At 77.2% G+C, this 26,074-nt stretch carries 25 protein-coding genes; 18 read left to right on the forward strand and 7 right to left on the reverse strand.

Annotation, left to right across the window (positions count from 1 at the left end):
* The 6 genes from atpD to ACRYMN_RS13345 all read left to right on the forward strand — a co-directional run.
* Nucleotides 1-1,109: F0F1 ATP synthase subunit beta (gene atpD / locus ACRYMN_RS13320; RefSeq protein WP_432495861.1), on the forward strand; the 1,109-nt coding region annotated here is incomplete at its 5' end.
* Between the two features lie 59 nt (nucleotides 1,110-1,168).
* A complete protein-coding gene (locus tag ACRYMN_RS13325) occupies nucleotides 1,169-1,450 on the forward strand; it encodes a F0F1 ATP synthase subunit epsilon (protein WP_432495863.1) in 282 nt (93 codons plus the stop codon).
* Between the two features lie 36 nt (nucleotides 1,451-1,486).
* Entirely contained in the window at nucleotides 1,487-1,912 is a 426-nt protein-coding gene (locus tag ACRYMN_RS13330; protein WP_432495955.1) for a DUF2550 domain-containing protein, read from the forward strand.
* Between the two features lie 132 nt (nucleotides 1,913-2,044).
* Entirely contained in the window at nucleotides 2,045-3,349 is a 1,305-nt protein-coding gene (locus tag ACRYMN_RS13335) for an extracellular solute-binding protein (RefSeq protein ID WP_432495865.1), read from the forward strand.
* Nucleotides 3,346-4,284, forward strand: a complete 939-nt coding sequence (locus tag ACRYMN_RS13340) for a carbohydrate ABC transporter permease (RefSeq protein ID WP_432495868.1) — start codon at nucleotides 3,346-3,348, stop codon at nucleotides 4,282-4,284. Before ACRYMN_RS13335 ends, ACRYMN_RS13340 begins: the two co-directional genes overlap by 4 nt.
* Nucleotides 4,281-5,159: a carbohydrate ABC transporter permease gene (locus ACRYMN_RS13345; protein ID WP_432495870.1), complete on the forward strand. Its 879-nt coding sequence runs from the start codon at nucleotides 4,281-4,283 to the stop codon at nucleotides 5,157-5,159. Before ACRYMN_RS13340 ends, ACRYMN_RS13345 begins: the two co-directional genes overlap by 4 nt.
* A gap of 25 nt (nucleotides 5,160-5,184) precedes the next feature.
* Here the strand turns inward: ACRYMN_RS13345 and ACRYMN_RS13350 are convergent, their stop codons facing one another.
* Complete coding sequence (locus ACRYMN_RS13350) at nucleotides 5,185-6,264, reverse strand: polysaccharide deacetylase family protein (protein WP_432495873.1); 1,080 nt, start codon at nucleotides 6,262-6,264, stop codon at nucleotides 5,185-5,187.
* Nucleotides 6,261-6,593, reverse strand: coding sequence for a hypothetical protein (locus tag ACRYMN_RS13355; RefSeq protein WP_432495876.1), 333 nt, complete (start codon nucleotides 6,591-6,593; stop codon nucleotides 6,261-6,263). The genes ACRYMN_RS13350 and ACRYMN_RS13355 overlap by 4 nt, the downstream gene beginning before the upstream one ends.
* Before the next feature lie 353 nt (nucleotides 6,594-6,946).
* On the opposite strand from ACRYMN_RS13355, the gene ACRYMN_RS13360 reads away from it, so the two are divergent.
* Nucleotides 6,947-7,300 carry an STAS domain-containing protein gene (locus tag ACRYMN_RS13360; RefSeq protein WP_432495957.1) on the forward strand — a complete coding sequence of 118 codons (354 nt, stop codon included), beginning with the start codon at nucleotides 6,947-6,949 and terminating at the stop codon, nucleotides 7,298-7,300.
* Here the strand turns inward: ACRYMN_RS13360 and nucS are convergent.
* Nucleotides 7,252-7,950, reverse strand: a complete 699-nt coding sequence (gene nucS, locus ACRYMN_RS13365) for an endonuclease NucS (RefSeq protein ID WP_432495878.1) — start codon at nucleotides 7,948-7,950, stop codon at nucleotides 7,252-7,254. The two genes, ACRYMN_RS13360 and nucS, sit on opposite strands and share 49 nt — an antisense overlap.
* Before the next feature lie 211 nt (nucleotides 7,951-8,161).
* On the opposite strand from nucS, the gene ACRYMN_RS13370 reads away from it, so the two are divergent.
* The 3 genes from ACRYMN_RS13370 to ACRYMN_RS13380 are packed head-to-tail and all read left to right on the forward strand — an operon-like array spanning nucleotide 8,162 to nucleotide 10,378.
* Nucleotides 8,162-8,455, forward strand: a complete 294-nt coding sequence (locus ACRYMN_RS13370) for an Rv1322 family protein (RefSeq protein WP_432495881.1) — start codon at nucleotides 8,162-8,164, stop codon at nucleotides 8,453-8,455.
* Between the two features lie 34 nt (nucleotides 8,456-8,489).
* A complete protein-coding gene (locus tag ACRYMN_RS13375; RefSeq protein WP_432495883.1) occupies nucleotides 8,490-9,602 on the forward strand; it encodes a threonine aldolase family protein in 1,113 nt (370 codons plus the stop codon).
* Nucleotides 9,599-10,378 carry an alpha/beta hydrolase gene (locus tag ACRYMN_RS13380; protein WP_432495885.1) on the forward strand — a complete coding sequence of 260 codons (780 nt, stop codon included), beginning with the start codon at nucleotides 9,599-9,601 and terminating at the stop codon, nucleotides 10,376-10,378. Before ACRYMN_RS13375 ends, ACRYMN_RS13380 begins: the two co-directional genes overlap by 4 nt.
* Before the next feature lie 87 nt (nucleotides 10,379-10,465).
* On the opposite strand, the gene ACRYMN_RS13385 is transcribed toward ACRYMN_RS13380, so the two are convergent.
* Nucleotides 10,466-11,578, reverse strand: coding sequence for a coiled-coil domain-containing protein (locus ACRYMN_RS13385; protein ID WP_432495887.1), 1,113 nt, complete (start codon nucleotides 11,576-11,578; stop codon nucleotides 10,466-10,468).
* A 132-nt stretch (nucleotides 11,579-11,710) separates the two neighbouring features.
* Between ACRYMN_RS13385 and ACRYMN_RS13390 the strand changes: the two genes are divergently transcribed.
* The 4 genes from ACRYMN_RS13390 to ACRYMN_RS13405 all read left to right on the forward strand — a co-directional run bounded on the left by ACRYMN_RS13390 (nucleotide 11,711) and on the right by ACRYMN_RS13405 (nucleotide 15,343).
* Nucleotides 11,711-12,049, forward strand: coding sequence for a thiamine-binding protein (locus ACRYMN_RS13390; protein ID WP_432495889.1), 339 nt, complete (start codon nucleotides 11,711-11,713; stop codon nucleotides 12,047-12,049).
* A gap of 126 nt (nucleotides 12,050-12,175) precedes the next feature.
* Nucleotides 12,176-12,832 (forward strand): hypothetical protein, encoded by a 657-nt coding sequence (locus ACRYMN_RS13395; protein ID WP_432495892.1) that lies wholly within the window; start codon nucleotides 12,176-12,178, stop codon nucleotides 12,830-12,832.
* Between the two features lie 577 nt (nucleotides 12,833-13,409).
* Nucleotides 13,410-14,330, forward strand: coding sequence for a glycosyltransferase family 2 protein (locus ACRYMN_RS13400; protein ID WP_432495895.1), 921 nt, complete (start codon nucleotides 13,410-13,412; stop codon nucleotides 14,328-14,330).
* Nucleotides 14,327-15,343 (forward strand): glycosyltransferase family 2 protein, encoded by a 1,017-nt coding sequence (locus ACRYMN_RS13405; RefSeq protein WP_432495897.1) that lies wholly within the window; start codon nucleotides 14,327-14,329, stop codon nucleotides 15,341-15,343. Before ACRYMN_RS13400 ends, ACRYMN_RS13405 begins: the two co-directional genes overlap by 4 nt.
* Before the next feature lie 10 nt (nucleotides 15,344-15,353).
* Here ACRYMN_RS13405 and ACRYMN_RS13410 read toward each other — a convergent pair whose 3' ends face one another.
* Nucleotides 15,354-17,465, reverse strand: coding sequence for a DUF7402 domain-containing protein (locus ACRYMN_RS13410; RefSeq protein ID WP_432495900.1), 2,112 nt, complete (start codon nucleotides 17,463-17,465; stop codon nucleotides 15,354-15,356).
* Nucleotides 17,466-17,720: 255 nt separating this feature from the next.
* Between ACRYMN_RS13410 and ACRYMN_RS13415 the strand changes: the two genes are divergently transcribed.
* The 3 genes from ACRYMN_RS13415 to ACRYMN_RS13425 are packed head-to-tail and all read left to right on the forward strand — an operon-like array spanning nucleotide 17,721 to nucleotide 21,671.
* Complete coding sequence (locus ACRYMN_RS13415) at nucleotides 17,721-19,088, forward strand: hypothetical protein (protein ID WP_432495902.1); 1,368 nt, start codon at nucleotides 17,721-17,723, stop codon at nucleotides 19,086-19,088.
* Entirely contained in the window at nucleotides 19,085-20,248 is a 1,164-nt protein-coding gene (locus ACRYMN_RS13420; protein WP_432495904.1) for a glycosyltransferase, read from the forward strand. Before ACRYMN_RS13415 ends, ACRYMN_RS13420 begins: the two co-directional genes overlap by 4 nt.
* Before the next feature lie 34 nt (nucleotides 20,249-20,282).
* Nucleotides 20,283-21,671: a Wzz/FepE/Etk N-terminal domain-containing protein gene (locus tag ACRYMN_RS13425; protein WP_432495906.1), complete on the forward strand. Its 1,389-nt coding sequence runs from the start codon at nucleotides 20,283-20,285 to the stop codon at nucleotides 21,669-21,671.
* Nucleotides 21,672-21,847: 176 nt separating this feature from the next.
* Here the strand turns inward: ACRYMN_RS13425 and ACRYMN_RS13430 are convergent, their stop codons facing one another.
* The gene (locus tag ACRYMN_RS13430) at nucleotides 21,848-23,266 is read right to left on the reverse strand and encodes a lipopolysaccharide biosynthesis protein (protein WP_432495908.1); all 1,419 of its coding nucleotides are present in this window, start codon (nucleotides 23,264-23,266) and stop codon (nucleotides 21,848-21,850) included.
* Nucleotides 23,267-23,597: 331 nt separating this feature from the next.
* Here ACRYMN_RS13430 and ACRYMN_RS13435 point away from each other — a divergent pair, with 331 nt between their 5' ends.
* On the forward strand, nucleotides 23,598-24,746 hold the full coding sequence (locus ACRYMN_RS13435; protein ID WP_432495911.1) for a glycosyltransferase: 1,149 nt from the start codon (nucleotides 23,598-23,600) through the stop codon (nucleotides 24,744-24,746).
* 18 nt (nucleotides 24,747-24,764) lie between these two features.
* Here ACRYMN_RS13435 and ACRYMN_RS13440 read toward each other — a convergent pair whose 3' ends face one another.
* Complete coding sequence (locus tag ACRYMN_RS13440) at nucleotides 24,765-25,922, reverse strand: glycosyltransferase (RefSeq protein ID WP_432495914.1); 1,158 nt, start codon at nucleotides 25,920-25,922, stop codon at nucleotides 24,765-24,767.
* Between the last annotated feature and the right edge of the window lie 152 nt (nucleotides 25,923-26,074).

A 26,074-nucleotide genomic window follows, 5' to 3' on the forward strand; every position in this document is an offset into this window, starting at 1 on the left:
GTGAGCGCCTGGAGGTGAGCGAGCGCTGGCCGATCCACCGCAAGGCGCCCAGCTTCGATCAGCTGGAGTCCAAGACGCAGATGTTCGAGACCGGCATCAAGGTCATCGACCTGCTGACCCCGTACGTGCAGGGCGGCAAGATCGGCCTGTTCGGCGGGGCCGGGGTGGGCAAGACGGTGCTGATCCAGGAGATGATCCAGCGCGTGGCGCAGAACCACGGCGGTGTCTCCGTCTTCGCCGGCGTCGGCGAGCGCACCCGGGAGGGCAACGACCTGATCGCCGAGATGGCCGAGGCCGGTGTCTTCGACAAGACCGCGCTGGTCTTCGGGCAGATGGACGAGCCGCCGGGCACGCGCCTGCGCGTGGCGCTGTCCGCGTTGACGATGGCGGAGTACTTCCGCGACGTGCAGAAGCAGGACGTGCTGCTGTTCATCGACAACATCTTCCGCTTCACCCAGGCCGGTTCGGAGGTCTCCACGCTGCTGGGGCGCATGCCCTCGGCGGTGGGTTACCAGCCCACCCTGGCCGATGAGATGGGCGTGCTGCAGGAGCGCATCACCTCCACCCGCGGCCACTCGATCACCTCGCTGCAGGCGATCTACGTGCCGGCCGACGACTACACCGACCCCGCGCCGGCCACGACGTTCGCGCACCTGGACGCGACCACGGAGCTCTCCCGCGAGATCGCCTCGCGGGGCCTGTACCCGGCGGTGGACCCGCTGGCCTCCACCAGCCGGATCCTGGACCCGCTGTACATCTCGCGCGATCACTACGAGACCGCGGTGCGCGTGAAGCAGATCCTGCAGCGCAACAAGGAGCTGCAGGACATCATCGCGATCCTGGGTGTGGACGAGCTGAGCGAGGAGGACAAGCTGACCGTCTCGCGGGCGCGGCGCATCCAGCAGTTCCTGTCGCAGAACACGTACATGGCCGAGAAGTTCACCGGGGTGGCCGGCTCGACGGTGCCGTTGAAGGAGACGATCGAGGGCTTCTCGAAGATCGCCGACGGGGAGCTGGACCACGTGGCGGAGCAGGCGTTCTTCAACGTCGGTGGCCTGGAGGACGTCGAGCGCAACTGGGCCCGCATCCAGAAGGAGACCGGCAACTGACGTCCCCGCGGCGCCAGCGGTCCCGGTAGTCCACGACAGCAGCAGAACAGGAGCGCGACGTGCCCTTGCAGGTCGATCTGGTGGCCGCCGACCGGACCGTGTGGTCCGGGGAGGCGACGCTGGTGCGCGCCCGCACCAGCGACGGCGACATCGGCATCATGGCCGGGCACCAGCCGGTGCTGGCCGTCCTGGCCGACGGCGAGGTGTCCGTCACCGGCACCGGCGGTGACGGCGTCACCGTGCGGGTGGACGGCGGGTTCTTCTCCGTCGACTCCGACCGGGTGACGATCGTGGCCGAGACGGTGCACGAGGGCACCGGCCCGGCCGGCGGCACCCGCTGACCGAGCGGGTCGGGGGGGCCTGACCGCGTGCGCGAGCTGCTGCTGTCGCTGGAGGTCGCGGGCGCCTGCGCCCTCGTGGCGCTGCTCCTGCTGCTGCTGCTCGTGCTGCGCCGGCGCCGCCTGACTGGGCGCCTGGGCACCTTCGACTGCTCGCTGCGCCACCCCGGGTCCCGCCGCTGGGCCCTCGGGGTGGCGCGGTACGAGACCGACCGCCTCGACTGGTACCGCACCTTCTCGCTGTCGCCACGCCCCTCGCGCACCTTCGCGCGGGGGGCGCTCGACGTCACGCGCCGGCGCGACGCCGAGGGTTCCGAGCGCCTGGCCGTGCAGCCCGGCGCGCTCGTCGTGGAGTGCCGGCACGCCGGCGACCCGCTGGAGCTGGCCATGGGCGCGGACGCCTACACCGGCTTCGCCTCCTGGCTGGAGTCCGCCCCGCCCGGTCAGAACGTCAACGTGGCCTGAGCGCGGCGCACCCGCGTCCCGGCGGTTCGCCGGGCCGTCGGCGGGGTCAGCGGTTAGCGTGACCGGGCCCGCCCAGGGGCGCCCCACCGACGGGTCGAGACCGACGGCCCGCCCCGAGCGACCGGAGCTCCCGTGACCGCACCCCGCCCCACGCCGCAGACGTCCCGCCGCGCCCTGCTGGGCGCCGGCGCCGGCCTGGCCGCCGGCGCCGGCCTGAGCGCCTGCAGCGGCTTCTCGACCGGCTCCGACGAGGCCCCCTCCGGCTCATCCGAGGAGCTGACCATGATCACCTGGGCGAGCGACGCCGAGCAGCCCGCCTTCCAGGCGCTCGTGGACAGCTTCGTCGCCCAGGGCGGGCCGCCGGTGCGGCTGCAGGTGGTGCCCTACTCGGAGGTGCTCACCGCCGTCGACACGGCCCTGCGCACCGACAGCCCGCCGGACCTCTTCCGCGTCAGCTACACCGACGTGGCCGCCTACCGCGCCCAGGGCGTGCTGGCCGACCTGCCCGACGCCGCCGCGCTGGAGCCGGCGTTCCTGCCGGCCTTCTGGAGCGCCGTCACCGACGAGGCGGGCACCTTCGGCATCCCGCACCACACCGACACCTCCATGGTGCTGCTCAACGACGAGGCCGTCGCCTCGGCCGGGCTGACCCTGCCCTCGCGCCTGGAGGACGCCTGGACGTGGGAGCAGTTCGCCGACGCGCTGCAGCGGGTGCGCCCGACGCGGGCGGACACCTACGCCGTGGCCGTGAACTGGCAGAACGCCGGCGCCTTCCGCTGGCTGAACTTCGTCGACCAGGCCGGCGGGCGCCTGCTCACCGAGGACCTCACCGGCGTCGTCGAGGACGACCCGGGGGCGCTGCGCGCCCTGACGTACACCCGCGACCTCTTCCGGGCGGGCCTGACCCCGCCGAACGCCAACGCCCGCGGGCAGGGCGCCAGCGACCTCTTCCTCAACCAGACCGTCGCCACGTGCTTCGCCGGCGACTTCCTGCTCACCGAGATCGAGGGCGGCGGCTTCCCCTACTCGGCCACCTTCCTGCCGCGCGACGTCAACGCCTCGGCCGACCTGGGCGGCAACGCGATCGTGGCGGTGCAGGACAGCAGCAGGCGCGCCGCCGCCCTGGACTTCCTGACGCACTGCGCGCAGGCCGAGCAGGTCGGCGCCTTCTGCGCGGCCGCCACCGTGCTGCCCACCCGCAACGACGTGGACGCGAGCTCCCTGCAGTGGAGCGTGCGCCCGGACCTGATGCAGCTGTACGTCGAGCAGGCGCGCGCCATCCGCACCCCGCTCGTCGAGCAGGTCGTCGTGCCCAGCTTCAGCGCCGTCAACGCGCAGCTGCGCGACCGCCTCGACGAGGCCTTCCTCGGCTCCGACGACGACCGCACGGCCCTGCGCCGCATCACCGACGGGGTGGCGTCGGTGGTCGGCGCGTGAGCGCCACCGGCACCACGACCGCCCGGGCGCCCTCGCGCCCCCCGGCGCGCGCCGCGCGCGCCCGCCGGCCCGTGCGCCGCTGGGCGACGTCGTACGCGCTGCTGGCCCCGGCGCTGGTGCTCTTCGGGGTGTTCGTGCTGTACCCGCTGGTGCAGGCGGTGCGCATCTCGCTGACGGACTCCACCGGCATCGGCCAGGCGCGCTTCACCGGCCTGGACAACTACGCGCGCATGCTCGCCGACCCGGTCTTCTGGCGCGCCGCGGGCAACACCGGCCTGCTGGCCCTGGTCTCCGTGCCCAGCAGCGTGGCCGCCGGCTTCGGCGTGGCCCTGCTGCTGCGCGACCGGCTGCCGGCCCGCGGCCTCTTCCGGGCCCTCTTCCTGGCCCCGTACGTGCTCTCCGGCGTCGTGGTCGCCATGGCCGGGCGGTGGATCTTCGACCAGAACGTCGGCGTCGTCGACCGCACCCTCACCTCGCTGGGGCTGCCCGCCCCCGACTGGCAGTCCGACGGGCCCGCCGCGGCCCTGGCGGTCTTCCTCGTGCTGTTCTGGGCCCGCACCGGCCTGGTGGTGGTGCTCTACCTCAGCGCGCTGCAGGGCATCGACCGCGACGTGCTGGAGGCCGCCGAGCTGGACGGCGCCTCGCGCGGGCAGCGGCTGCGGCACGTGACGTGGCCGCTGCTGCGCCCGACGACCTTCTTCGTCGTCGTGCTCATGGTGGTCGAGGTGTTCCAGACCTTCGACGTGGTGCGGGTGATGACCGGCGGCGGCCCGGCCGGCGCCACGGAGATCCTCGTGACCTACGCCTACGCGCAGGGCTTCCAGGCGCGCGCCGAGGGCTACGGCTCGGCCATCGGCGTGGTCGTCTTCGCCGTCATCCTCGTGGCGACGGTGCTCTCCTGGCGCGCCCAGCGCGCCGCGGAGGAGGTCGCGTGAGCGCCCCGGCGCGCGGCGCGGCACCCGGCGCCCCGCCCGCCCCGCCCGCCGCGCGCGGGCCGCGCCGCCCGCGCGGGCGGGCCCGGCTGCTGGTCGTGCTCGTGCTGGCGGCGGTGTGGGTCTTCCCGCTGTACTGGATGGTCGTCACCGCCCTGTCCTCGCGCGCGGACCTGGCCACCGGGCGGGTGGGCCTGGTGCCCACCGGCGTGGACCTGAGCGCCTTCCGGCGCGTGCTGGTGGACTTCCCGCTGCTGCAGTGGGTCTCGAACTCCGCGGCCATCGCGGTGGTGGCGGTGGTGCTCACCGTCGTCGTGGACGTGCTGGCCGGCTACGTGCTCGCCAAGCACCGCTTCCCGGGCCGCTCGGTGGTCTTCTTCTGCATCGTCGCCACGCTCATGATCCCGGTGCAGACGCTGCTCGTGCCGCAGTTCGACCTCGTCAACGACCTGGGCTGGATCAACTCGTACTGGGCGGTCATCGTGCCGCGCTCGGCCGAGGCGTTCGGCGTCTTCCTGGCCCGGCAGTACTTCCTGTCGCTGCCCGACGAGCTGATCGAGGCGGCCCAGCTCGACGGCGCCGGGCAGCTGCGCACCCTGGTGTCCATCGTGCTGCCGCTGGCGCGCCCGCTCGTGGCGGTGCTCGTGGTGATGACCTTCGTCTACCGCTGGAACGAGTTCGCCTGGCCGCTGGTGGCGCTGCGCGAGCCGGCGCTGTACACCCTGCCGGTGGGGCTGTCGTTCCTGCAGAGCCAGTACTCGACCGACTACCCGGCCCTCATGGCGGGGGCGCTGATCTCCGCCCTGCCGGTGCTGGTGCTCTTCGGCCTGGCGCAGCGGCAGTTCGTCGCGGGGCTCGCGCGCAGCGGCCTGCGCTGAGCGGGGCCCCGCGCCGGGCGGGCGGCTAGGGCAGGCGCTGCAGCACCGCGTTGGAGGTGACCAGCCGCACCCCCGCAGCGGCCACCGCCGCGTCGCCCGGGGCGCCCGGCTCGTGCGGCGTGCCGCCCAGCCACGCCCACGCCGCCGGGGTGCGCCCGCACACCCGCTCCAGGCGCGCCAGCGGCTCGAGCACCTCGCGCTCGACGTCGCCGGGCGTGCGCACGGCGGCGCTCGCGGCGTGCGTGGCGGTGTGCCCGCACACCTCGTGCACCTCGGCCAGCGCCGCGAGGTCGTCCCACGTCATCGCCAGCCGCTCGCCCTCGCGCGCGTCGAGCACGCCGTAGGAGTGGCGCACGGCGAAGTCGCGCTGGCCGGTGGCCGGGGCGTCCAGGAACGCCGTGGGCGGGTAGAACCAGCCCACCAGCCCCGTCTCGGCCAGCAGGGGGGCGGCCACGTCCACGGCCGAGGCGAAGCCGTCGTAGAAGGCCGGCACGATGCCGGGGCGCTCGCTGCGCCAGCGCCCGGTGTCCAGGAAGGCGTGCACGTCGTCGGCGGTGACCGGGTCGAAGCGCTCGGCGTACCAGGTCAGCTCCGCGCGCAGCTGCTCGCGCCCGGCGCGCGGGGTGTCGTGGTGGTTGACCACCCGCAGCAGCCGCCCGCCGGCCAGGGCGTCGTGCACCCGGCGGGCCTCGGCGCGCCGCTGCGGCCACGACGGGCGCACCCACCCGTCGGGGCGCCAGGCCGCCAGGGACGGTGCCGGCGCGCCCGGCGGCAGCGGCGGGGGCGCCGGCGCCGGCACGGGGCGCAGGTCCAGGTCGGCCAGGACCGCCAGCGCGTCCTGCACGGTCACGTCCGGGTCCGCGGCGGCCAGTACCTCCCAGCAGCGCGCCAGGCGCCGCGCCAGCAGCGCCGCGCCCGGCTCGGCGCCCGGTCGCGCGCCCGGTCGCGCTTCCGGCTCGCCCGCCGCCGCGCCGCGGCCCGGCGCGTCCTCCAGCGCCAGGACCATGCCCACCCCGGCGCGCTCCTCGTCCTCGGCGGCCAGGGCGCGCGCGGCGTCGACGACCTGCCGGGGGGTGGGCAGCGCGTCGTCCGGTGCCGTGCTCACGGGCGCCCGCCCGGCCCGGCGAGCAGCTGGCGCGCCAGCCCGGCCTCCTCGGGGAAGACCATCACGCGCGGGCCCTCCGTGGTGGGGGCCAGCGTGGCGCGGATGCCGGCGTCCTGCAGCGTGCGCCGCTGCACCTCCGCCTCCACGAACGTGGCCGGTGCGGAGACCACCTCCAGCAGGCCGTACTCGCTGCTGCTGCCGCTGGTGGGGCGCCGCTCCACCAGCGAGCGGCCGTGCGAGAACGTCCAGCGCAGCAGCAGCACCAGCACGCCCACGACGAGCAGCGCGACGACGGGTCCCACCGCGTAGTAGTAGCCGCTGAAGGTCACGCCCCCAGTGTCCCCGCCCTGTCCAGCACCTCCGGCCGGCACCCCCGGCCCGGCCGGTGCCCGGCAGGTCACCGTTCGGTGAAGGACGCGTCGACCCTCGCCGATCGACTGCGATGAGTGGCAGAGTCGGAACACAGGGTGTCCCGGACGATCGGAGCGCGGTGCAACCGGACGGCGGGCCCCTGCGTCCCAGCCGGTGACCACGACCGGCGTCCTCGGGGGAGGAACACATGGCGATCCAGGTCGCAGCGAGACCGGCGGTGCCCAGCGCCGCGGACGACGTGGCGGCGCGACGCGCCGCCCGGGCGGCACCACCGGGCGGTGCCAGCGCCGTCGAGGAGGAGCCCGGCAGGCTGGTGCGGGTCTCCGGCCGCCTCGACGTGCACTCCGTGCCGGAGGTGAGGGCGGCCCTGCACGGGGCCGTCGACCGCGGCAGCGGGGCCCTGGTGGTGAGCCTGGACGGGGTCGTCGTCGCCGACGCCACCGGCCTGGGCGTGCTGCTCGGGGCGCACCGGCGGGCCCAGCGCGCCGGGCGCGAGATGGTGCTGCGCGACGTGCCGCGCCCGGCGCTGCGGCTGGTGCGCGTCACGCGGCTGCACCGGGTGCTGCGCCTCGACGGCGAGCCGGCCCGGGCCGCGGCGCCGGGCGCGCCGCGGCGTCAGAACAGGCGCGCGGAGGAGTCGTCCACGCCCCGCAGGGCGTCGTAGTCCAGGGTCACGCAGCGGATGCCGCGGTCGGTGGCCAGCGTGCGCGCCTGGGGCTTGATCTCCTGGGCGGCCAGCACGCCGGCCACCGGCCGCAGCTGCGGGTCGCGGTTGAGCAGCTCTAGGTAGCGCGTCAGCTGCTCCACGCCGTCGATCTCCGCGCGGCGCTTGATCTCCACGGCGACGGCACCGCCGCCGGCGTCGCGCGCCAGGATGTCCACCGGCCCGATCGCCGTGGGGTACTCGCGCCGCACGAGGCGGTAGCCCTCGCCCAGGGTGCCGATCTGCTCGGCCAGCAGCTGCTGCAGGTGCGCCTCCACGCCGTCCTTGACCAGGCCGGGGTCCACGCCCAGCTCGTGGCTGGACTCGTGCAGCACCTCGTGCACGCGCACCACGAGCCGGTCGTCGCTCTTGAGGTGCTGCACCGTCCACGTCTCCACGACGCCGTCGGCGTCCCCGGCGCCCCCGGCGGCCGGCTCGACCGTCAGGCGCGCCGGCGGGCTCATCCAGTTCAGCGGCTTGTACGAGCCGCCGTCGGAGTGCACCAGCACGCTGCCGTCCGCCTTCACCAGCAGCAGCCGCGTCGCCAGCGGCAGGTGCGCGGACAGGCGCCCCGCGTAGTCGACGGAGCAGCGGGCGATCACCAGGCGCACACCGGGAGCTTACGTGCCGCACCCCACCGCCCGGTCCGCCCCGGCCCGTGCGCGCGTCCCCCGCAGGGGGGTCTGTAACGAAAAGCGCCCCCGCCACGGTTGAGGGGGTGCACCGGGCGCGCCACGGTGGTGTGGAGGGGACCCCACCGCGGCGGCGCCCGGTTCTGCCGCCCGGTCCCGGTGGCCGCCGCCGCGCTGGGAGACTGGGCGCGTGCCCCGAGCCAACCGCCGCCGCCCCGACCCGCCCCCGCGCGGTGCGCTCGGGCGCGGCGTGGACCGCACCGTGCACGCCGCGGACGGCTCCTGGGTGGTGCGCGAGCTGCGCGGGGACACCTCCACCAAGACGTACCGCTGCCCGGGCTGCGCGCAGGACATCCCGCCGGGCGTGCCGCACCTGGTGGTGTGGCCGTCGGTGGGCACCTTCAGCCCCGGCGACGGCGCCAGCGAGCGCCGGCACTGGCACGCCGCCTGCTTCGCCGCGCGCGGGCGGCGCGGTCCCCGCTGAGCCGGGCGCGGCGCGCGCGCACTACCGTCGCCGGGTGACCGGAACCGCCACCGACACCGCCGCCGAGCCCGCGCAGGACGCCCCGCGCCCGCGGCACGACCCCGCCGTGCGCGGCTTCGCCAGCGACAACGCCGCCGGCATGCACCCGCAGGTGCTGGCCGCCGTGGTGGCCGCCAACGGCGGCCACGTCGGCAGCTACGGCGCCGACCCGTACACCGCCGCCCTCGAGGAGGTGCTGCGCGCGCACTTCGGCGCGCAGGTGCGCTCGGCCGTGGTGCTCACCGGCACCGGCGCCAACGTCGTGGCCCTGCAGGCGCTGACGCGGCGCTGGGAGTCGGTGCTGTGCTCCACCGAGGCGCACGTCCTGCACGACGAGGGCGGGGCGCTGGAGCACGTCGGCGGCACCAAGCTCATCCAGCTGCCCACCGAGGACGGCCTGGTGGACCCGGCCGACCTGGAGCGGGCCGTGCGGCGCGCGCAGGGGCCGATGGCCGCCCCCGTCGGGGCGCTGACCCTGACGCAGAGCACCGAGCTGGGCACCGTCTACTCCGTCGAGCACCTGCGCGAGCTCGTCGACGTCGCCCACGGCCTGGGCGTGCGCGTGCACGTGGACGGCGCCCGCCTGGCCAACGCCGCCGTGGCGCTGGGCGCCGGGCTGGGGGAGCTGACCACCCGCCTGGGCGTGGACGCCGTCTCCCTGGGCGGCACCAAGAACGGCGGCGGGCTCGCCGAGGTCGTCGTGGTGCGCTCCGAGGAGGCCGCCCCCGGCGTGGACCGGCTGCGCAAGCAGTCCCTGCAGCTGGCCTCCAAGGCTCGCTTCGCCTCCGCGCAGCTGCTGGCGCTGCTCGAGGGGGACCTGTGGCTGCGCAACGCCGCGGCCGCCAACGCCGCGGCCGCCTCGCTGGCGCGCGGCGTGCAGGACCTCGGCTCGCGGGTGCGCCTGACGCGCCCGGTGCGCGCCAACGCCGTCTTCGCCGCCCTGCCCGCCGACGTCGCCGCGCGCGCGGCGGCCCGCACGCCGTTCCACGTGTGGGACCCCCACCACGGCCCCGACCGCGTCGAGGCGCGGTTCGTGGCCAGCTTCGACACCACCGGCGCGGACGTGCTGGCCCTGCTGGGCGTGCTGCGCGAGGAGCTGGCCCGGTGAGCGGCGCCCCGGGGCCCGGCGCGCCGGGGGAGGAGGGGCAGCCGGGGCAGCCGGTGCAGCCGGTGGAGGTCCGTTCCGACGTCGTGCTGCCCGCGCGGCGCGAGGACGTCGAGCTGTACACCGCCGACGGCCTGACGCTGGTGGGGGAGCTGGCGCTGCCCGCCGAGCGCGAGCCGGTGGCCACGCTGGTGACGCTGCACCCGCTGCCCACCGCCGGCGGGTTCATGGACAGCCACGTGCTGCGCAAGGCGTCCTACCGGCTGCCGGCGCTGGCCGACCTGGCCGTGCTGCGCTTCAACACGCGCGGCACCTCCAGCCCGCGCGGCACCAGCGGCGGCGCCTTCGACGGCGGGCGCGCGGAGCGCTTCGACGTGGCCGCGGCCCTGGAGCTGGTGGAGTTCCGCGAGCTGCCGCGCGTGTGGCTGCTGGGGTGGTCCTTCGGCACCGACCTGGCGCTGGTGCACGGGCGCGACCCGCTGGTGGAGGGGCTGCTGCTGCTGTCCCCGCCGCTGCGCTGGTCCACGCCGGAGGACCTGCGCGCCTGGGGCGAGCTGGGCAGGCCGGTCACGGCCCTGGTGCCCGAGCACGACGACTTCCTGCGCCCGGCCGAGGCGCGCGAGCGCTTCGCGGCGCTGCCGCAGGCGGAGGTCGTCGCGGTGGAGGGCGCCAAGCACCTGTGGGTGGGGGAGAGCTCGGTGCGCCGCGTGCTGGACGAGGTCGTCGCGCGCGTGAACCCCGCGCGCGCCCCGCTGCCGACCACCTGGCCGCCCGCCTGAGGCGGGCGGCCGGGCGGCGGGACGCACCGCGCGAGGGACGGCGCGAGGTGCCGCGCGAGGGACGGCGCGAGGTGCCGCGGGAGGGGCTCAGCCGACGGCGGTGGCCCGGTCGTCCTCGGTGCTGCGCCGCTCGCTGAGGTCGACGACCCCGGGCTCGGCGCCCGCCGCGCCGGGAGCCGGGGCCAGGCCCAGCAGGCCGCGCAGGTCGTCGAGGTGCTCGGTGATCTCGTCGCGCTGGTGCATGAGCTCGTCGACCTCCGCCTGCGCGGAGGTGCGGCTGCGCTCGGCCTGCTCGCGCGCGGTCTCCAGCATCCGCCGGGCGTGCTCGCGCGCCTCGGTGACCATCTCGTCGGCCTGCCGGCGGGCCTCCTCCGCGCGCAGCGCAGCCTGCGCCGAGGCCTCGGCGCGGATGGACTCGGCGGCCTCGGCGGCGTGCTGGGCGCGCTCCTCGGCCTCGGCGGCGCGCTGCTCGGCCTCGGCGATGCGCGCGGCGGTGCGCGCGGCGGCCACCTCCAGGCGCAGGCGGTCCTCCTCGGCGGCGCGCTCGCGGGCGGCGGCCAGGGCGAGCTCCTGCTCGCGCACCGCGGCCTCGGTGCCGGTGCGCAGCTCGAGGGTCTCGCGCTCGGCCTGCGCGCGCAGGGCCGCGGCGGTGCGCTCGGCGGCGGCGATCGCCTCGGACGTCTCGTGCTCGGCCTGCGCGCGCAGGTTGGCCGCGGCCCGCTCGGCGGCGGCGGTGGTCTCCGCGGCGGTGCGCCGGGCGGCCTCCACCAGCCCGTCGGCCTCGCCGCGGGCGCGCGCGACGATCTCCTCGGCGTCGCGGGTGGCGGCCCCGGTGCGCCGGTGGGCGTCCTCGTCGGCGCGCGAGCGCGTCTGCAGCGCCTCGGCCCGGGCCTCCTCGCGCAGCCGGTCCGCGTCGCGGCGCGCCGAGCGCAGGATCTCCCCGGACTGGTCCTCGGCCAGGCGCAGCAGCTTCTCCATGCGCGCGCCCAGCCCGGAGTAGGTCGGCTTGTCGTGCTCGCGCAGCTCCTTCTGGGCCTGGCTGAGCTCGGCGGCCACCCGCAGGGCGCGCGCGTCGCTCTCCTCCACGCGGGCCCGCGCCTCGCGCAGCGCCTCCTCGAGGTGCTGCAGGCGGGCGTCGACCTGGCTGCGCTCGTAACCGCGCACGACGATGCTGAACGCGTCGTGGGACTCGTGGGACACCGGGAGACCTCCGGGCGCTCGGGGACGGGCGCGGCCGGTGGGCGGCCGCGGGGCCCAGGGTAGTCGCGGGCCCCGCCGCCCCGCGGCCGCCGCGCGGGTGCGCGGGCCCGTGGCGGCACCTAGCGTGGGCGCGTGCTCGTCGCCTTCTCCGTCTCCCCCTCCGGCGGCCCGGCCCCCGCCGGGGAACCCGACTCGGTGAGCGCCGCCGTGGCCGACGCCGTGCTGGTCGTGCGCTCCTCGGGCCTGCCGCACCGCACCGACGCGATGTTCACCACCGTCGAGGGCGGCTGGGAGGAGTGCATGGACGTCGTGCGCCGCGCCTGCGAGGCGGTGGGCCGGCACGGCCCGCGCGTGTCCCTGGTGCTCAAGGCGGACATCCGCCCCGGCCGCGAGGGCGAGCTGACCGGCAAGCTGGAGCGGCTGGAGGCGGCCGTGGAGCGCGCGCAGGGTGAGGCCGGCCGCGGCCAGTGAGGCGCGGCCGGCGGTGGGCCCGCGCGTAGGCTGTCGAGCCGAACGGCCGACGGCGGCGCCCCCCGCGGCCGGTGCGGAGCGCGCGCGGGCGGCCGGGACGGACCGACCACACCCCCCGGAGGACCCGTGCGACGCGCGATCGCCTGGCTGCTGCTGCTGGCCGGCCTCGGCTGCGGCGTCGCCGGCGCGCTGCTGCTGACGGTCCTCGCCCCGCCGCGCACCCTGGCCGTCGCGGTGGAACCCGGACCCGGCTCCGCGGCCGTCGTCACCGCGCCGGGACTGCTCGACCTGACCGGCCCGTCCGCCACCGTGCGCGCCGACGCCGGCGGGGCGCCGGTGTTCGTCGGCGTGGCCACCGCCCAGGACGCGCGGGCGTGGGTGGACGGCGCCGGGCGCACCGAGGTCACGGGCGTGGCCGGCTCCCTGGCCGAGCCCACCGCCCGCACCGGCACCACCGGCTCCGGGCCCGCCGCGGACCCGCGCGCGGCCGACGTGTGGCTCGCCTCCGCCGACGGCGCCGGCGGTGCCCAGCTGACGTGGGACACCGCCTCGGACGCCGCGCTGGCCACCGCCGGCGGGGTCGTGGCGGTGGTGACCACCGACGGCACCGCCGCGGCGCCGCGGGTGCGCCTGTCGTGGCCGCTGGACGGCGCGGCGGCCCGGCACCCGGCCGCCGTGCCGCTGGCCGTCGGCGGGGCGGTCCTGGCCGTCCTCGGCCTGCTCGGCCTGCTGCTGCACCGCGGGCGCGGTCGCGGTGCGCGCCCGGCGCGGGGGACCTCGTGACGCCCCGCCCCGCCGCGCCCCGTCCCGCCGCGCGCCCCGCCGCGCGCCGCGCCGGCGCCCTGGCCGCCGCCTGCGCGGGCGTGCTGGCCCTGGGCGCCTGCGCGCAGCTGCCGCAGGCGCGCCCGCCCGCGCCGCCCGCCGCCGGCGAGCGCGCCCCGCTGGCGCTGCAGCCGGCGCAGGCCGAGGCCGTGGGGGGGGGGGCGGCCGCCCCCCCCCCCCCCCCCCCCCCCCCCCCCCCCCCCCGGCCGGGAGCGGCGCCGGTGCCCGGGGACGCTACCCGGACCGCTCCGCGCCGTGCCCGGAGTTTCAGGGGATCGGCCCACCGCGGGCCGCGGCGATGACTCTCCGCACCGGTTGCGTGACGCACCTGCTGCGCCGTCCGGTGGACGCTGCGGTACGACCAGCGCACGCTGCGCGTACGCTCGGGACGGGGCCGGCGGCAGCCCGCGCGAGGACCCCTCCCGCGCCCGCCGCTCCCGGTACATTGCTCCCGCCACCGCACACCCGAACCCGCCACGACGGCGCCCGGCCCCGCCGCGCCCGGGAGCGCCGGGGCCGGCACCCCTTGGAGACGCCCGTGACGACACCCGCCCCCCGCAGCGCGCCCGCCGAGGGGACCGGTGCCCCGCGCGTGGCCGTCGTGCTCGCCTCCGCGGGCCGGCCGGACCTGCTGGGCGAGGTGGCCACCGCGCTGCGGGAGCAGACGTGGCGCGACTTCACGCTCGTGCTCTCCGTGCCGGACGCGGCCAGCCTGCCTCCGCGGGTGCCGCAGGGTGCGCTCGTCGTGCACGACCGCGGCCTGCCCGCGCAGCGCAACGAAGGCCTGGACGCCGTGCCCGACGCGACCCACGTGTTCTTCTTCGACGACGACGCGGTGGTGCGCGAGGACTACCTCGAGCGCGCGATGGCGTTCTTCGCCGCCCACCCGGACGTCGTGGGCTTGACCGGGAGGGTGCTGCTCGACGGCGCCACCGGCGACGCGATCGCGCTCGACGAGGCGCTGGGCGCCTTGAGGAGCTCGTGGGACACCCCGCTCACCGGCGCCTGGCGGCCCGGCCGCGAGCTGTACGGCTGCAACTTCGCCTACCGCCGCACCGCCGCGCCCGCCGAGCGCTTCGACGAGCGCCTGCCGCTGTACGGGTGGCTGGAGGACCACGACTTCGCCCGCCGCCTGATGCGCCACGGCCGGCTGGCCCGCGTCGACGACTGCGTCGTGGTGCACCGCGGCGTGAAGTCCGGCGGGCGCACCGCCCACGAGCGCCTGGGCTACTCGCAGGTGATGAACCCCTCCTACCTGGCGCGCACCGGCAGCTTCCCGCTGTGGCTGGCCGCCTACGAGATCGGCCGGCCGCTGGCGAAGAACGTCGTGCGCTCCGCGGTCCACGCCGAGAAGGGGTGGCGGCGGGAGCGGTTGCGCGGCAACGCCCGTGCGTTCGGCGACGTGGTGCGCGGCCGGTTCACCCCCGAGCGCGTCCTCGACATCGCGGTGCGCCCGTGAAGCGCCTGAGCGTCGTCATCGCCAACTACAACTACGCCGACTACGTCGGGCGGGCCCTGGACAGCGCCCTCGCGCTGCGCTGGGACGACGTGGAGGTCGTGGTCGTCGACGACGGCTCGACCGACGCCTCGCGCGAGGTCATCGCCGGGTACGGCGACCGCGTGCGGGCGCTGCTCGTCGAGAACGGCGGCCAGCGCGTCGCGCTGAACCGCGGGTTCGCCGAGAGCACCGGTGACGTGGTGGTGTTCCTCGACGCCGACGACGTGCTGCCCCCGGACCTGCCGGTGCACCTGGCGCGCGCCTGGCGCGACGGCGTGAGCAAGGTGCAGTTCCGCATGCAGCGCATCGACCGCACCGGTGCGCCGATCGGCGCGCCCTTCCCCGCCTACGACCCCGTCCCCTCCCCGGTGGACGTGCGCCGCTGGGCCGCGACGACCTCGGCGTACCCCACGCCGCCCGCGTCGGGCAACGCCTACGCCCGCTGGTTCCTCGAGCGCGTCTTCCCCCAGGGGCCCGAGCTCGGCGACTTCGCCGACTCCGGCTGCCTGGCGGCCGCGCCCTTCCTCGGCGACGTCGTCACGGTGCCGGAGGTGGTCGTCGGCTACCGCCAGCACGGCGCCAACGACAGCGACCTCCTGGCCGACGACGGGCGGTTCTCGCGCGAGGTGCGCCGCGCCCGGGCGCGCTGGCGCTTCGCGCAGCGCCTCGCCGGCACCGGCGCCGGGGACGGCGCGCTGCGCCGCAGCCGCGAGCTGCTGCAGTTCCGGGTGGCCGCCGGCCGGGTGACGCCCGGGGCCGAGGGCCTGCCCGGCGACGGGCGCGCGCGCCAGCTGCTGGACGTGCTGCGCTCACCGCTGCAGCCGGGACCGGAGCCGTGGCGCGACCGCCTCGTCGTCGCCGGCTGGTGCCTGGGCGTGCTGGTGGTGCCGCGCCCGGTGGTGCGGCGCCTGCTGGTGCTGCGGTGGGGCCGCGTGCGCGGCGCCACCCCCGCGCCCGCCGCCGCTCAGGTGTAGAGGCGCACCCTCAGGTGTAGACGCGCACCCAGTCGACGTAGAGGTCGGTGGTGCCGCCCGTGGCCGACAGGTCCACCGGCCAGCCGCCGCCCAGCGCCAGGTCGAGCATGAAGTAGAACGGCTCCTCGTGCCGCCCCAGCCCGCGCAGGTCCGCCACCTCCACGCCGTCGACGTAGAACACCGCGCCGTCGGGCAGCACGCGCATGCCGTACGTGTGCCACGTCGTCGTCCAGTCGGAGAAGTCGCCCTCGGTCAGGCAGCGCCCCTCACCGCGCTGCCCGCCCTCGAAGGCGGTGTCGTAGTGGTGCAGGCCGTGGCAGCTGCCGACCGGGTCGTGCCCGTACAGCTCGACCACGTCGGCCTCGCCGCCCACGGCGTCGTCGCGCGTGGCGCTGCGGGTGTTCATCGTCCAGAACGCGGGCCAGGAACCTGGACCGGGGGCACCGGTCATGCGCGCCTCGAAGTAGCCGTACTGCGCGGCGAACCCCGAGGCCCCCACCCGCAGGGACGACACCATGCCGCCGAGGTACTGCTGGTCGTAGGGCGCCGCGGCGCTGCGGCCGGCGGTCGGCTCGGCGCGCAGGCGCAGGTACCCGTCGACCGTGGTCACCGTCCCCGCGCCCAGCGCGGGGTCGGCGAACGCTGCGTCGCCGAAGCTCTGCGTGCCGGTGGAGACGGGCTTGGCCGCGGCGTACACCGCGCCGCGACCGCTGGCCGAGACGGACAGCGGGTCGCTGAAGGTCTCCTCCCACTGCAGCGTCGCGCCGCCGGGTGCGAAGCCCGGGGAGGCCAGCGCCCGCCCGGCCCGGTTGAGCAGCTGCACCGGCACCTCGCGCTCCGCGGCGGCACCCGCGCCCCCGGCTCCCTCCTCGCCCGGCGCGTCCCCGGCGCCCCCGGCGCGCACCCGCACCGTGACGGGCCCGCGCGGCATCGCCGCGGTGTCCACGCTCAGCACCGCGCGCCCGTCGGCGCCGGCCGTGGTGCCCCCCACCTCGCGCACCACCGGCACCGTGCGGGCGCCGTCGAGCATCGGGGCCTCGGCGCGCAGCACGGTCCCCGGGGCCGCCGCCACCACGATCGTCGTCGGCCCGGCGGCGACCGACCCCGGGGCGGGGCACAGCAGCACCGGCCGGTCCGGCGGGGCGGGAGCCGCCGGTGCGGCCACGTCGTCGCCGCACCCGGCGGCGGGCGGCTCGGCGGTGTGGGTCTCGCCCGTGGCGGCCCAGCGCGGCGGGGTGGTGCCTGTGCCGTGGGCGCGGAACTCGCGCAGCGCGACCTGCGCGGTGGCCACCGAGCGCGCCAGCTCCAGGCGCACCGAGCGCGCCACGCGCGGCGCGAAGGCGATGGTCGTCGGCTGCGCGTCGCCGCCGGCGATGCCGGAGACGACCACCTCGCTGCCGTCGTCGAAGCGCAGCACGCCGCTGAGCGCGGCCGTGGCAGGGTGCACGGGGTCGACCGCGTCCACCGAGGGGCCGAGCACCTGCACGCTGGAGACCTCCACGGGGCGCCGCCAGCCCAGCTCCACCCACGGCGAGCCGTCGGACGCGTCGGCGCGCCACTCCGCGCCCGCGTCCGCCGCGGCCGCGTCGCCGTCCTGCAGGGCGGTGCCCGCGGGCGCGCCGCTGGAGGCCTGCACCGCGGCCGCGTCCCCGTCGCCGAGGGCGCGCACGTCGCCGTCGCCGTCCTCGACGGACAGCCCGGCCAGGGCCACCGAACCGGCTCCCGGCGCCGCCTCGGCCACGGTCAGGCGCACCGAGGACGTCGTGCGCTCGGGGAAGGTCACCTCCGCGTCGCCGTCGGGGCCCGTGGTGACGAGCAGCGAGGAACCGTCGTCGAAGCCGACCAGCAGCGAGCGCGGGGCCCGCTCGGGCTCGGCGGCGCGCAGGCGCACGGTGTCCACGCGCGTGGGCCGGCTCCACACCAGCGACAGCCACGCGCCGACGGCCTCGCCGTCGCTGGCCCAGACCGCCCGCCGCGCGCCCGGGGCGTCGGGCACCTCCCCGAGCAGGTCCTGCGCGCGGGTGCCGGCGGCGCTGGAGGACGCCGACACCGCCGCTGCGGGGTCGGCGCGGTGCGCGAGCACGGTGGTGGCCGTGCCGAGCAGCACGGCGGCGACGACCACCGCGGTCAGGCGGCGGCGCCCGGGCCGGCGCGCGAGCAGGGGCCGCCGGCGCGGCGCGGGGTGCGTGGTGATTGGGCCCTCCGGGTGAGCTCTCCAGCCCCAGGGGTCTCGTGCGTCCCGAGACCGTCCGGGGTGCCGGTTCCGCCCGTAATATCGCATGGTCGACGACGGGCCGTGCCCCTCCCGCGCAGGGCCCGGTGCCCGCAGCGGCGCGGGCCGGCGAACCGCGCACCCGGGGAGGGACGCATCACCACCTTGACGCTGGTCACCGCCGTCGTCGTCCTCTTCGGCGTCCTCAACGCGCGCGGCTACGGCCTCGCGCTCGCCCTGGGCGGTGCCACCCCGATCGGCGCGGCCGCCGTGGCCGGCGCGGTGGCGGTGCCCACCTTCTACGCCGTCGCGATCGGCGCCGCCGCGGGCGTGGCGCTGCGCGTGCTGCAGCGCGCCCGCTGGGCCCCCGGCGCGGTGGTGGCCCCCGTGCCCGGGGTGCGCCCGCTGGTGCTGCTGTGCGTCGTCGCGGTCCTCGTCACGCTGCTCGCGCCGATGCTCTTCGACGGCCTGCCGGTGCTGTCCCCCGCGGGCGGGGACGTGCGGCTGGCGGCGGGCGTGCTGACCAAGTCGAACATCGCCCAGATCACCTACCTGGTCCTGAGCGTGTGCGTCGTGGTGTTCCTGGCCCGCTCGCGCTGGGCCGGTCCGCAGGTGGTGGGGACCGCCGCGCTCCTGGCCACCCTGCTGTCGCTGTGGGCGTGGGCCGGCGGGTACGGCATGCCTTACCCGCGGGGCGTGTTCGACAACTCCCCGGGGTTCACGATCCAGGAGACCCTGCCCGGGGGGCTGCCCAGGGTCCGCGGGATCTTCTCGGAGCCGGCGGGGCTGGCGGGCTCCTCCCTCATCACCGTCGCCTACGCCGCGTCCCGCTCCCTGGCGGTGGGCGGCCTGCACCGCCTGGGGCTGCTCCTCGTCGCGGGCGTGGCGCTGTTCCTGGGCGCGATCTCCACCTCCGCAACGTTCTTCGTGGCCGGCGCGGCGCTCGCGGTGATCGCCGTCGCCGCCGGTGCGGCGCGGTTCCTGCTGCGCCGCGGACCCTTGAGCGGCGCGGCGGTGGCCCTGGTGTGCGCCGCGACGATCGCGGCGCTGTGGGTGCTGCCCTGGCTGACCAACCTGGTCGGCGCCGTCGTCGACGACAAGGTCGACTCCGCCTCCTACACCGAGCGCTCGGGCGCCGACGACTACTCCTTCGGCCTGGTCGTGGACACCTTCGGCCTCGGGGTGGGCGTCGGCTCGAACCGCGCCTCCTCCTTCGCGGCCTCGCTGCTGAGCACCGTCGGGGTGCTGGGCACCGCGCTGCTCGTCGCGGCCGTGTGGGTGCTCGTGCGCGAGACCGCGCACGTGCGCGCGGTGCGCCCGGTCACCTGGGCCCTCGTGGCGCTGCTGCTCACCAAGGTCGTCTCGGGCCCGGACCTGGCGGACACCAACGGCATCCTGTGGATGGGGCTCGGCGTGCTCGCCCACGCCGCCCTGAGCTCCCCGCGCGCGGGCGCGCACCCGTCCGCCGCGCGGGACCCCGAGGGGTCGCGTGGACGGCCCCGCGCCGGTGCGGAAGGACGGTCGACCCCGTGAAGGTCAGCACTCCCGCGGACCGCGTCCGCGTCGCCTACTTCGTGCCGCCGTCGGCCCACTTCGCGGGCGTCGAGCGGGTCGTCCACGACATCGCCACCGGGCTCGCCCAGGGGCACGGCGACGTCCTCGACGTCCACGTCGTGTTCGCCAGCCGCTACGACGAGCGCGTGCTCGACGCGACCGCCTACACCAAGCACGTCCTGGGCGTGGACCGCCTGCGCCTCCTGCTGCCCGCGCTGCGCGCGTGCGCCGCCGCGCAGCGCTTCGACGTCCTGGTGTGCCCGCAGGTGGAACCCTCCGTCGTGGCGTGGCTGGCCACGCGCGGTCTGCGCCTGCCGGTGTTCCTGCCGCACCTGCACGGCAACCCCCGCCTGGAGGAGTCCGACGGCTCCCGCCGCACCCGCCTGGCCTTCGCCCTGTTCCGGCACCTCGTCGTGCGGCGCAGCACCGCGGTCCTCGCCGTCTCGCCGTCCCTGGCCGCCTACGCCGTCGCCGCCCTGGCGCGGGGCGTGCCGGTGCACTACGTGGAGAACCCCGTGCGGGCCCTGCCCGGCGAGGCGGGCGCGCCGGTGCCCGGGCGCCTGCGGCTGGTCAACGTCGCGCGCCTGTCGCGCCAGAAGGGCCAGGACCTGCTGCTGGAGGCGCTCGCCGCCGCCCGCGACCGGCTGCCCGCCGTCACCCTCACGCTGGTGGGCTCCGGGCCCGAGGAGGAGGCGCTGCGGCGCTCCTCGACGCGGCTGGGCCTGGACGACGTCGTGGTCTTCGCCGGCTACGACACCGACCCGGCCCGGCACCTGCGCGAGGCGGACCTTTTCGTGCTGCCCTCGCGCTGGGAGGGCTTCGGCGTCGCCCTCGTCGAGGCCCTCTCGGTGGGACTGCCCGTCCTGGCGGCGGACTGCGAGTTCGGGCCCGGCGACGTCGTCTCCGACCCGCGCACCGGCGAGCTCGTGCCGCCCGAGGACGTGCCGGCCCTGGCCGAGGCCCTCGTGCGGGCCGCGGCGCGCCCGTGGAGCGCGCAGGACGCCGCGCACCGCCGCGAGGCCGCGCGCGCCTGGTCGCAGGAGGCCGCCACGGCCGCCCACTACCGCCTGCTGCAGCGCGTCTGCGCCACCCGGCTGGACCGCTCCGACCGCCTCGCCGTCCTGGTGAGCTCCCCGTGACCACCCCCACCCACGACCACCAGGAGGTAGCGCAGTGACGCTGCGCGAGTACGTCAGGCTCTTCCGTCGAGGCTGGTTGGCCGTCCTCGTGCTCACGGCGCTGGGGGTGGGCGCCGCCAACCTGCTCACCTTCGTGCTGCCGTCGACGTACACCTCCACCGCCTCCGTGCTCGTCTCGCTGCGCAGCGACGGCACCGCCGGCTCGCTGCAGCAGGCCGTGGCCACCACGCAGGAGCGCGCGCCCACCTACGCGAGCCTGGCCACCTCCACGCTGGTGCTGGAGGACGCCGCCGGCGTGGCGGGCGTCGACGTCAACGAGCTGCGCGCGGGGACGTCCGCGGCGGTCCGCGAGGGCCAGGCGTTCATCGACGTCACCGTCCGGGCCGGCAGCGCCCAGGCGGCGCAGTCGGGGGCGCAGGCGGTGGCCGAGGCGCTCGGCCGCCAGGCCCCCGCCAGCGACGCCCCCGCCAGCGACGCCCCCGGCGCCGGCACCCCGCTGGCCCTGGAGGTCGTCACGCCGGCCGTGCTGCCCGACGCGCCCGTGTCCCCGCGCCCGCGCAACAACACCTTCTTCGGGGCCGTGATCGGCCTGGCGCTGGGCATCGGCCTGGTGGTCGTCGCCCACTCGCTCGACGACCGCATCCGGGTGGCCTCGGACCTGCCGCGCGGCCTGGCGCTGGCCACGGTCACCTCGCTGCCCCTCTCGCGCTCGCGCTCGGCGCGCGGCGCCGACGTGCGGCTGGAGTCCTTCCGCCACCTGCGCGCCAACCTGCAGTTCGGCACCCGCGCCGGCGGGGTGATCGCGGTGGCCGGCGTCACCTCGGACTCCACCGCCGACGAGGTCGCCGCGCAGCTCGCCGCCGTGCTGGGGGAGATCCGCCTGGGCGTGGTCGTCGTCGACGCCGACCTGCGCACCCGCCCCGCCGACGCTCGCGGCGCCGCGGCCCCCGCGCCGCCGGCGCCGGGCGTGGCGGACGTCCTGGCGGGTTCCGCCACGCTGCAGGAGGTGCTGCGCCCCGGCAGCGCCGAGGGCGTGTGGTCGGTCCCGGCCGGCACGGTGGAAGGGGCCTCGGCGCAGCAGCTGAGCACCGCCCCCATGCGCGCGCTGCTGCAGGAGCTCGAGGCGCGCTTCGACTACGTGCTGCTCTCGTGCCCGCCGGTGGTGGAGCGCTCCGAGACCTCGGTGGTCGCGGCCCTGAGCCGCAGCAGCCTGCTGGTCGTGGAGTCGGGCTCCACCACGCGCACCGAGCTGCTGCACGCCCTGGAGCTGCTCGGCGGCGTCGGGGCCACCTCCGTCAGCGTGGCGCTGGACCACGTCCGCGGCGCCGAGGTGGGCAGCGCCGCGCTGCCCAAGCCCGCTGAGGCTCCCGGGCCGGTCCCCGCCCCCGGGCCCGTCGAGTCGAGGTCCGCTGAGGTCCGCTGAGGTCCGTGCGGCACCACCCCGGCACGCGGGGGTTCGACGAGCTCACCGGCGCCGACGCGCAGCGCCACTGCCGGCGCTCCGCCGCGCAGCGCACTCGCCGCCGGTCCGGCCGACCACCTGGATCGACCGGGCCGGCGGACCGGCTGGACGCCACCCGGGCCGGCCGCGCGGGGCGGTCAGTCGTGCTGCTCGCCGGCGGCGACGGGGACCGCCCGACCCGGCCGGCGCAGCACGCGGCGCACCAGCCCCCAGCCCTCGCGCCACGCCAGCGCCACGTCGCTGCCGCGCAGGACCAGGAAGTCGCGCACGGGGCGCTGCACGGTGCGGGAGGCGGCCAGGACCATGAAGCCGGACATCGCCACGTTGCCGACGATGCTCGCCCAGCAGGCGCCGACGACGCCCAGGGTGGGCACCAGGAGCACGAAGCACGCCAGGTTCACCGCGAAGGTGAAGGCGAAGCCGGTGCTGCGCAGGCCCGGGCGGCCGAAGGCGGCCAGCCCGGCGCCGGCCATCAGGCCCGGGACGTAGGCGACCGCCGAGGCGAAGAGCATGAGGCTGGGGACCACCGCCGCCTGGAACTCCGCGCCGAAGAGCGGCACGATCCACAGCGGTGCGCTGGCGCCCAGGACGAGGCAGCTCGCCGACGTCAGCAGCAGGGCCAGGCGCGTGGTCAGCACCACCTGGTCGGGGTCGTTGGAGCGGCTGCCGACGCCCTGCAGGGCGCCGGAGACCGCGAGCGCGACGACGATGGGCACGTCGGAGACCGTCACCGCCACGGTGTAGAGACCGAGGTCCTCCGCGCTGGACAGCGGCACCATCAGCACCTGGTCCATGCGCGCCACGAGCATGCTCGCCACCGACCCGAACCACACCATGCCGCCGTAGCGCAGCAGGAACCGCACGGTTCCCGCGCCGACAGGCGCGCTCTCACCGGGTTCCCCGGCCCGCACGGGTCCGCTCCGGGCCTCCGGCTCCCCGCCGGGGGCTTCCGCGGCGCGCGCCCAGGTCCTGCGGCGCAGGAGCGGCAGGTAGACCAGTCCGGCCGCCGCCGGCGCGAGGAAGGCGACCAGCAGGGCGGTCAGCACGGTCAGCTCGCCCAGCACCCACAGGCCGACGAAACCGGCGATGCGCAGGCCGGCGTTGACGACGCCCTCCACGGCCACGGCCGTCCACATCTGGTGACCGCGCGCCGCGCCGCGCAGCGCGCCGACGACGAGCAGCGGGACCCCCATGCCCATGCACAGCACGATGAGCGGCGCGAGGTCCACGTCCCCGCCGGCGAGCACGGGGGCCAGCGGGAGCGTGACCAGGACGCAGAGGAGGCCCATGACGGCCGAGAGCAGCACGGACCAGCCGAGCGCGGCGCGGCCCGAGCGCGGGAACCTCGCGGCCAGGTAGGTCAGCGCGTCGGGCAGCCCGAGGGTGGCGACGGAACTGGCCAGCACCGCCGGCGCGACCGCGGCCGCCATCTCGCCGCGCCCGGTCGCGCCGAGGGCGCGCGCGAGCACGGGCTGGGTGAGCAACCCGACCGCGGGGACCAGGAAGCTCGACGCGGTCATCAGGGCGACGGCCCGTCGCAGGTTGGTGGTCGCCACCCCGCCAGGGTAGGGCGTGGGCCGTTCCCGGGGGCGCGGTCGCGGCAGCACCTGCCCGCTGCGCGCGCCCGGCGGCGCCCCGACCTGCGGGAACCGCCCGGGGGCGGCGCGGGGTTCACCCGGAGGAACCTCACCCGGACGGGTCACCGGGAACCCGCGTAGGGTCGGGTCCCTCGGTTACGATGGGTGCAGCAGGGCCGATCGGCCCCGGAGCGTCGGCGGCCGTCGGCGCCGCGAACACCTCGGGAACGCCGCACGACCGCACCGCCTGCGCCGCAGCGCGGTCGGTGGCGAGCGCCGCGACCGGTGGCGCGACGGACGGAGGAGCGCGGTGACGGATCACGGGGCGGGCCCCGCCGGGGCGGGTGCCAGGACGTCGGTCCTGGTCTTCCTCGGGCACGGCCAGGACGACGAGGGCTGGGAGGAGCGCGTCCGGCGCGGTGAGGCGAACAACCCCGGCCCCTACGGCTACGCGTACGCCCGCGACCGCGTGGACGTCGCCTACGCCACGAGCCGGCCCGAGGGGCCGCTGGGACGCACCGTGCGCGCGGGGCTGAAGTACCTGGTCGGTTTCGACCTCGTGCACGCCTGGGACAACCGCCGCGCCGTGCGCGACGCCGACGTCGTGTGGACGCACACCGAGAAGGAGCACCTGGCGCTCAGCGCGCTCAAGCTCCTCGGCGTCCTGCCCACCGGCAAGCCCGTCGTCGCGCAGTCGGTGTGGTTGTGGGGCTGGCTGCCGGCCGCCCGCGGCCCCCGGCGCGCCCTCACCCTGCGGCTGCTGCGCCTGAACCAGGTGCACACCGTCCTGGCCGAGGACGGCGCCCGCATCGGCACCCGCGTGCTGGGCCGGCCCGTGCACGTGGTCCCCTACGGCGTCACCCCCGCCGAGCCCGCCGGCCCGCGCACCCCCCGCCCGCGACCCGTCGTCATCGCTCCCGGCAACGACAAGGACCGCGACTGGGAGACGCTCGGGCGCGCGGCCCGGCTGTGCCCCGAGGTCGACTTCGTCGTGCTCTCCCGCCGCGCCGCGGCGCAGCACCTGGCGTCGCTGCCCAACGTGCAGGTGCGTCAGGCGGCCGACCACAGCGCCATGGAGCGCGAGTACGCCGCCTGCGACGCGGTGGTGGTGCCCGTGCGACCCAACCCCCACGCCTCCGGCGCGACGACGGTGCTGCAGGCCATCGGCATCGAGCGGCCGGTCGTGGCCACCCGCGTCGGCGGCATCGAGCTCTACGGCGGCGAGACGGCGTTCTACTGCGCCACGGGGGACGCGGAGTCCCTGGCCTCGGCCGTGCGCGAGGCGCTGGAGCGCGGCGACGTGGAGCACTGCCGCCGCGGGCGCGAGGACATGCTCGCCCGCGGGCTCACCGAGGAGGACTACGCCCTGCGGCACGTCCTGCTCACCGAGGACCTGCTGGCCGGGCGCCCGCCGCGCGCCGCCGTGACCGAGGACGTGCGGCCCCGCGCGACGCGCTGAGGGGCCGCCCCGCGGCGCTCAGCGCGCCGCGAACTCGCGCAGCCGGCGGTTCTGCGCCGGCACGCGGCCGGCGACGTCGCGCAGGACCTCGACGTGCATCTCGCTGGCCTCTGCGCGCCCGTAGGAGGCGGCCGTCGCGCGGCGGAACGCCTCGGCCGCCGGGTCGGGGGCCCGGTGCGCGGCGCGGACCATCCCGTCCGCCAGGGCCTGCGGGTCCTCGACCGGAACGAGCTCACCGATGCGCGGGTCCGTGATCAGGTCCGACGGCCCGAAGTCGCAGTCCGCGGCGAGCAGGGGCAGGCCGAAGCGCAGCGCCTCCAGCAGCACGAGCGGGAAACCCTCCCACCGCGACGACAGCACGAAGCAGTCCGCCTCCCGGAAGGCCGCGGACGGGTCCGGTGCGTACCCGGCGAAGACCACCCGGTCGTCGACGCCCAGGCGGCGGCTGAGGGCCTTCAGCTCCGCCTCGTCGGGGCCGGTGCCCACGACGGTCAAGCTCGAGGGCGGCAGGTGGGGACGCGCCAGCGCGAAGGCGTGCAGCAGGACGTCCAGGCCCTTCTGCCGGTCGAGCCGCGCCACGTCCACCATGCGGAAGACGCCGGTCGGGGCGGTGCGCCGCGTCTCGCCGCCCAGTTCCCTCGCGGGGTTCTTGGCGAACACCACGGGGGCGTGCGCGGTCACCGAGCGCTGCGCGTACTCGCGCAGGGTGGGGGAGACGCTCAGCACCGCCGCGTTGCGGCGCGACAGGACGTGGCGGAACGCGGCGAACGCCCAGCGGGTGCGCCGCGAACCGTCGCGCTCCTCCACGCGCGGGTTCCCGTGCAGGTGCGTGATGAACACCGGCACGCGCAGCCCGACCAGGGCGATGCGGGCCATCACGGACGGTTCGACCTGGGGGCAGACGAAGACGTCGAAACCCTCCCGGGCGACGACCTCGCGCAGCGGGCCCGCCAGGTTCCGCAGCCGGTCGACGCCCAGCTGGTGCAGCGTGTACGGCGTCTCCTCGAGCAACGCGTCGTCGTAGCGCGTCGAGAACAGCACGTGCACGTCGAGCTCGTCGCCGTGGGCCTGCGCGACCCCCGAGGCGATCTCGTGCACCACGCGCTCCACCCCCGCGAAGTGCTCCGAGGGCGGCACGAAGTAGGCGACGCGGACTCGGGTGTCCAGGTCTGTCACGGCGGCGGCCTCCTCGGGGCGCTGCGCGGGGTGGTTCCGGTGGCCGGCTGAGGTGCCGCCACCGAGCGCGAACCTACCGACGTCGTCCGGCTGCGGCGACGAGGGGGTCGGGGTCTGTCGGGGTCCTGCACCGGACGTCGCCCAGGGTGTTC

The organism is Kineococcus gypseus (genome assembly GCF_050871305.1).
Classification (GTDB): Bacteria; Actinomycetota; Actinomycetes; order Actinomycetales; family Kineococcaceae; genus Kineococcus; species Kineococcus gypseus.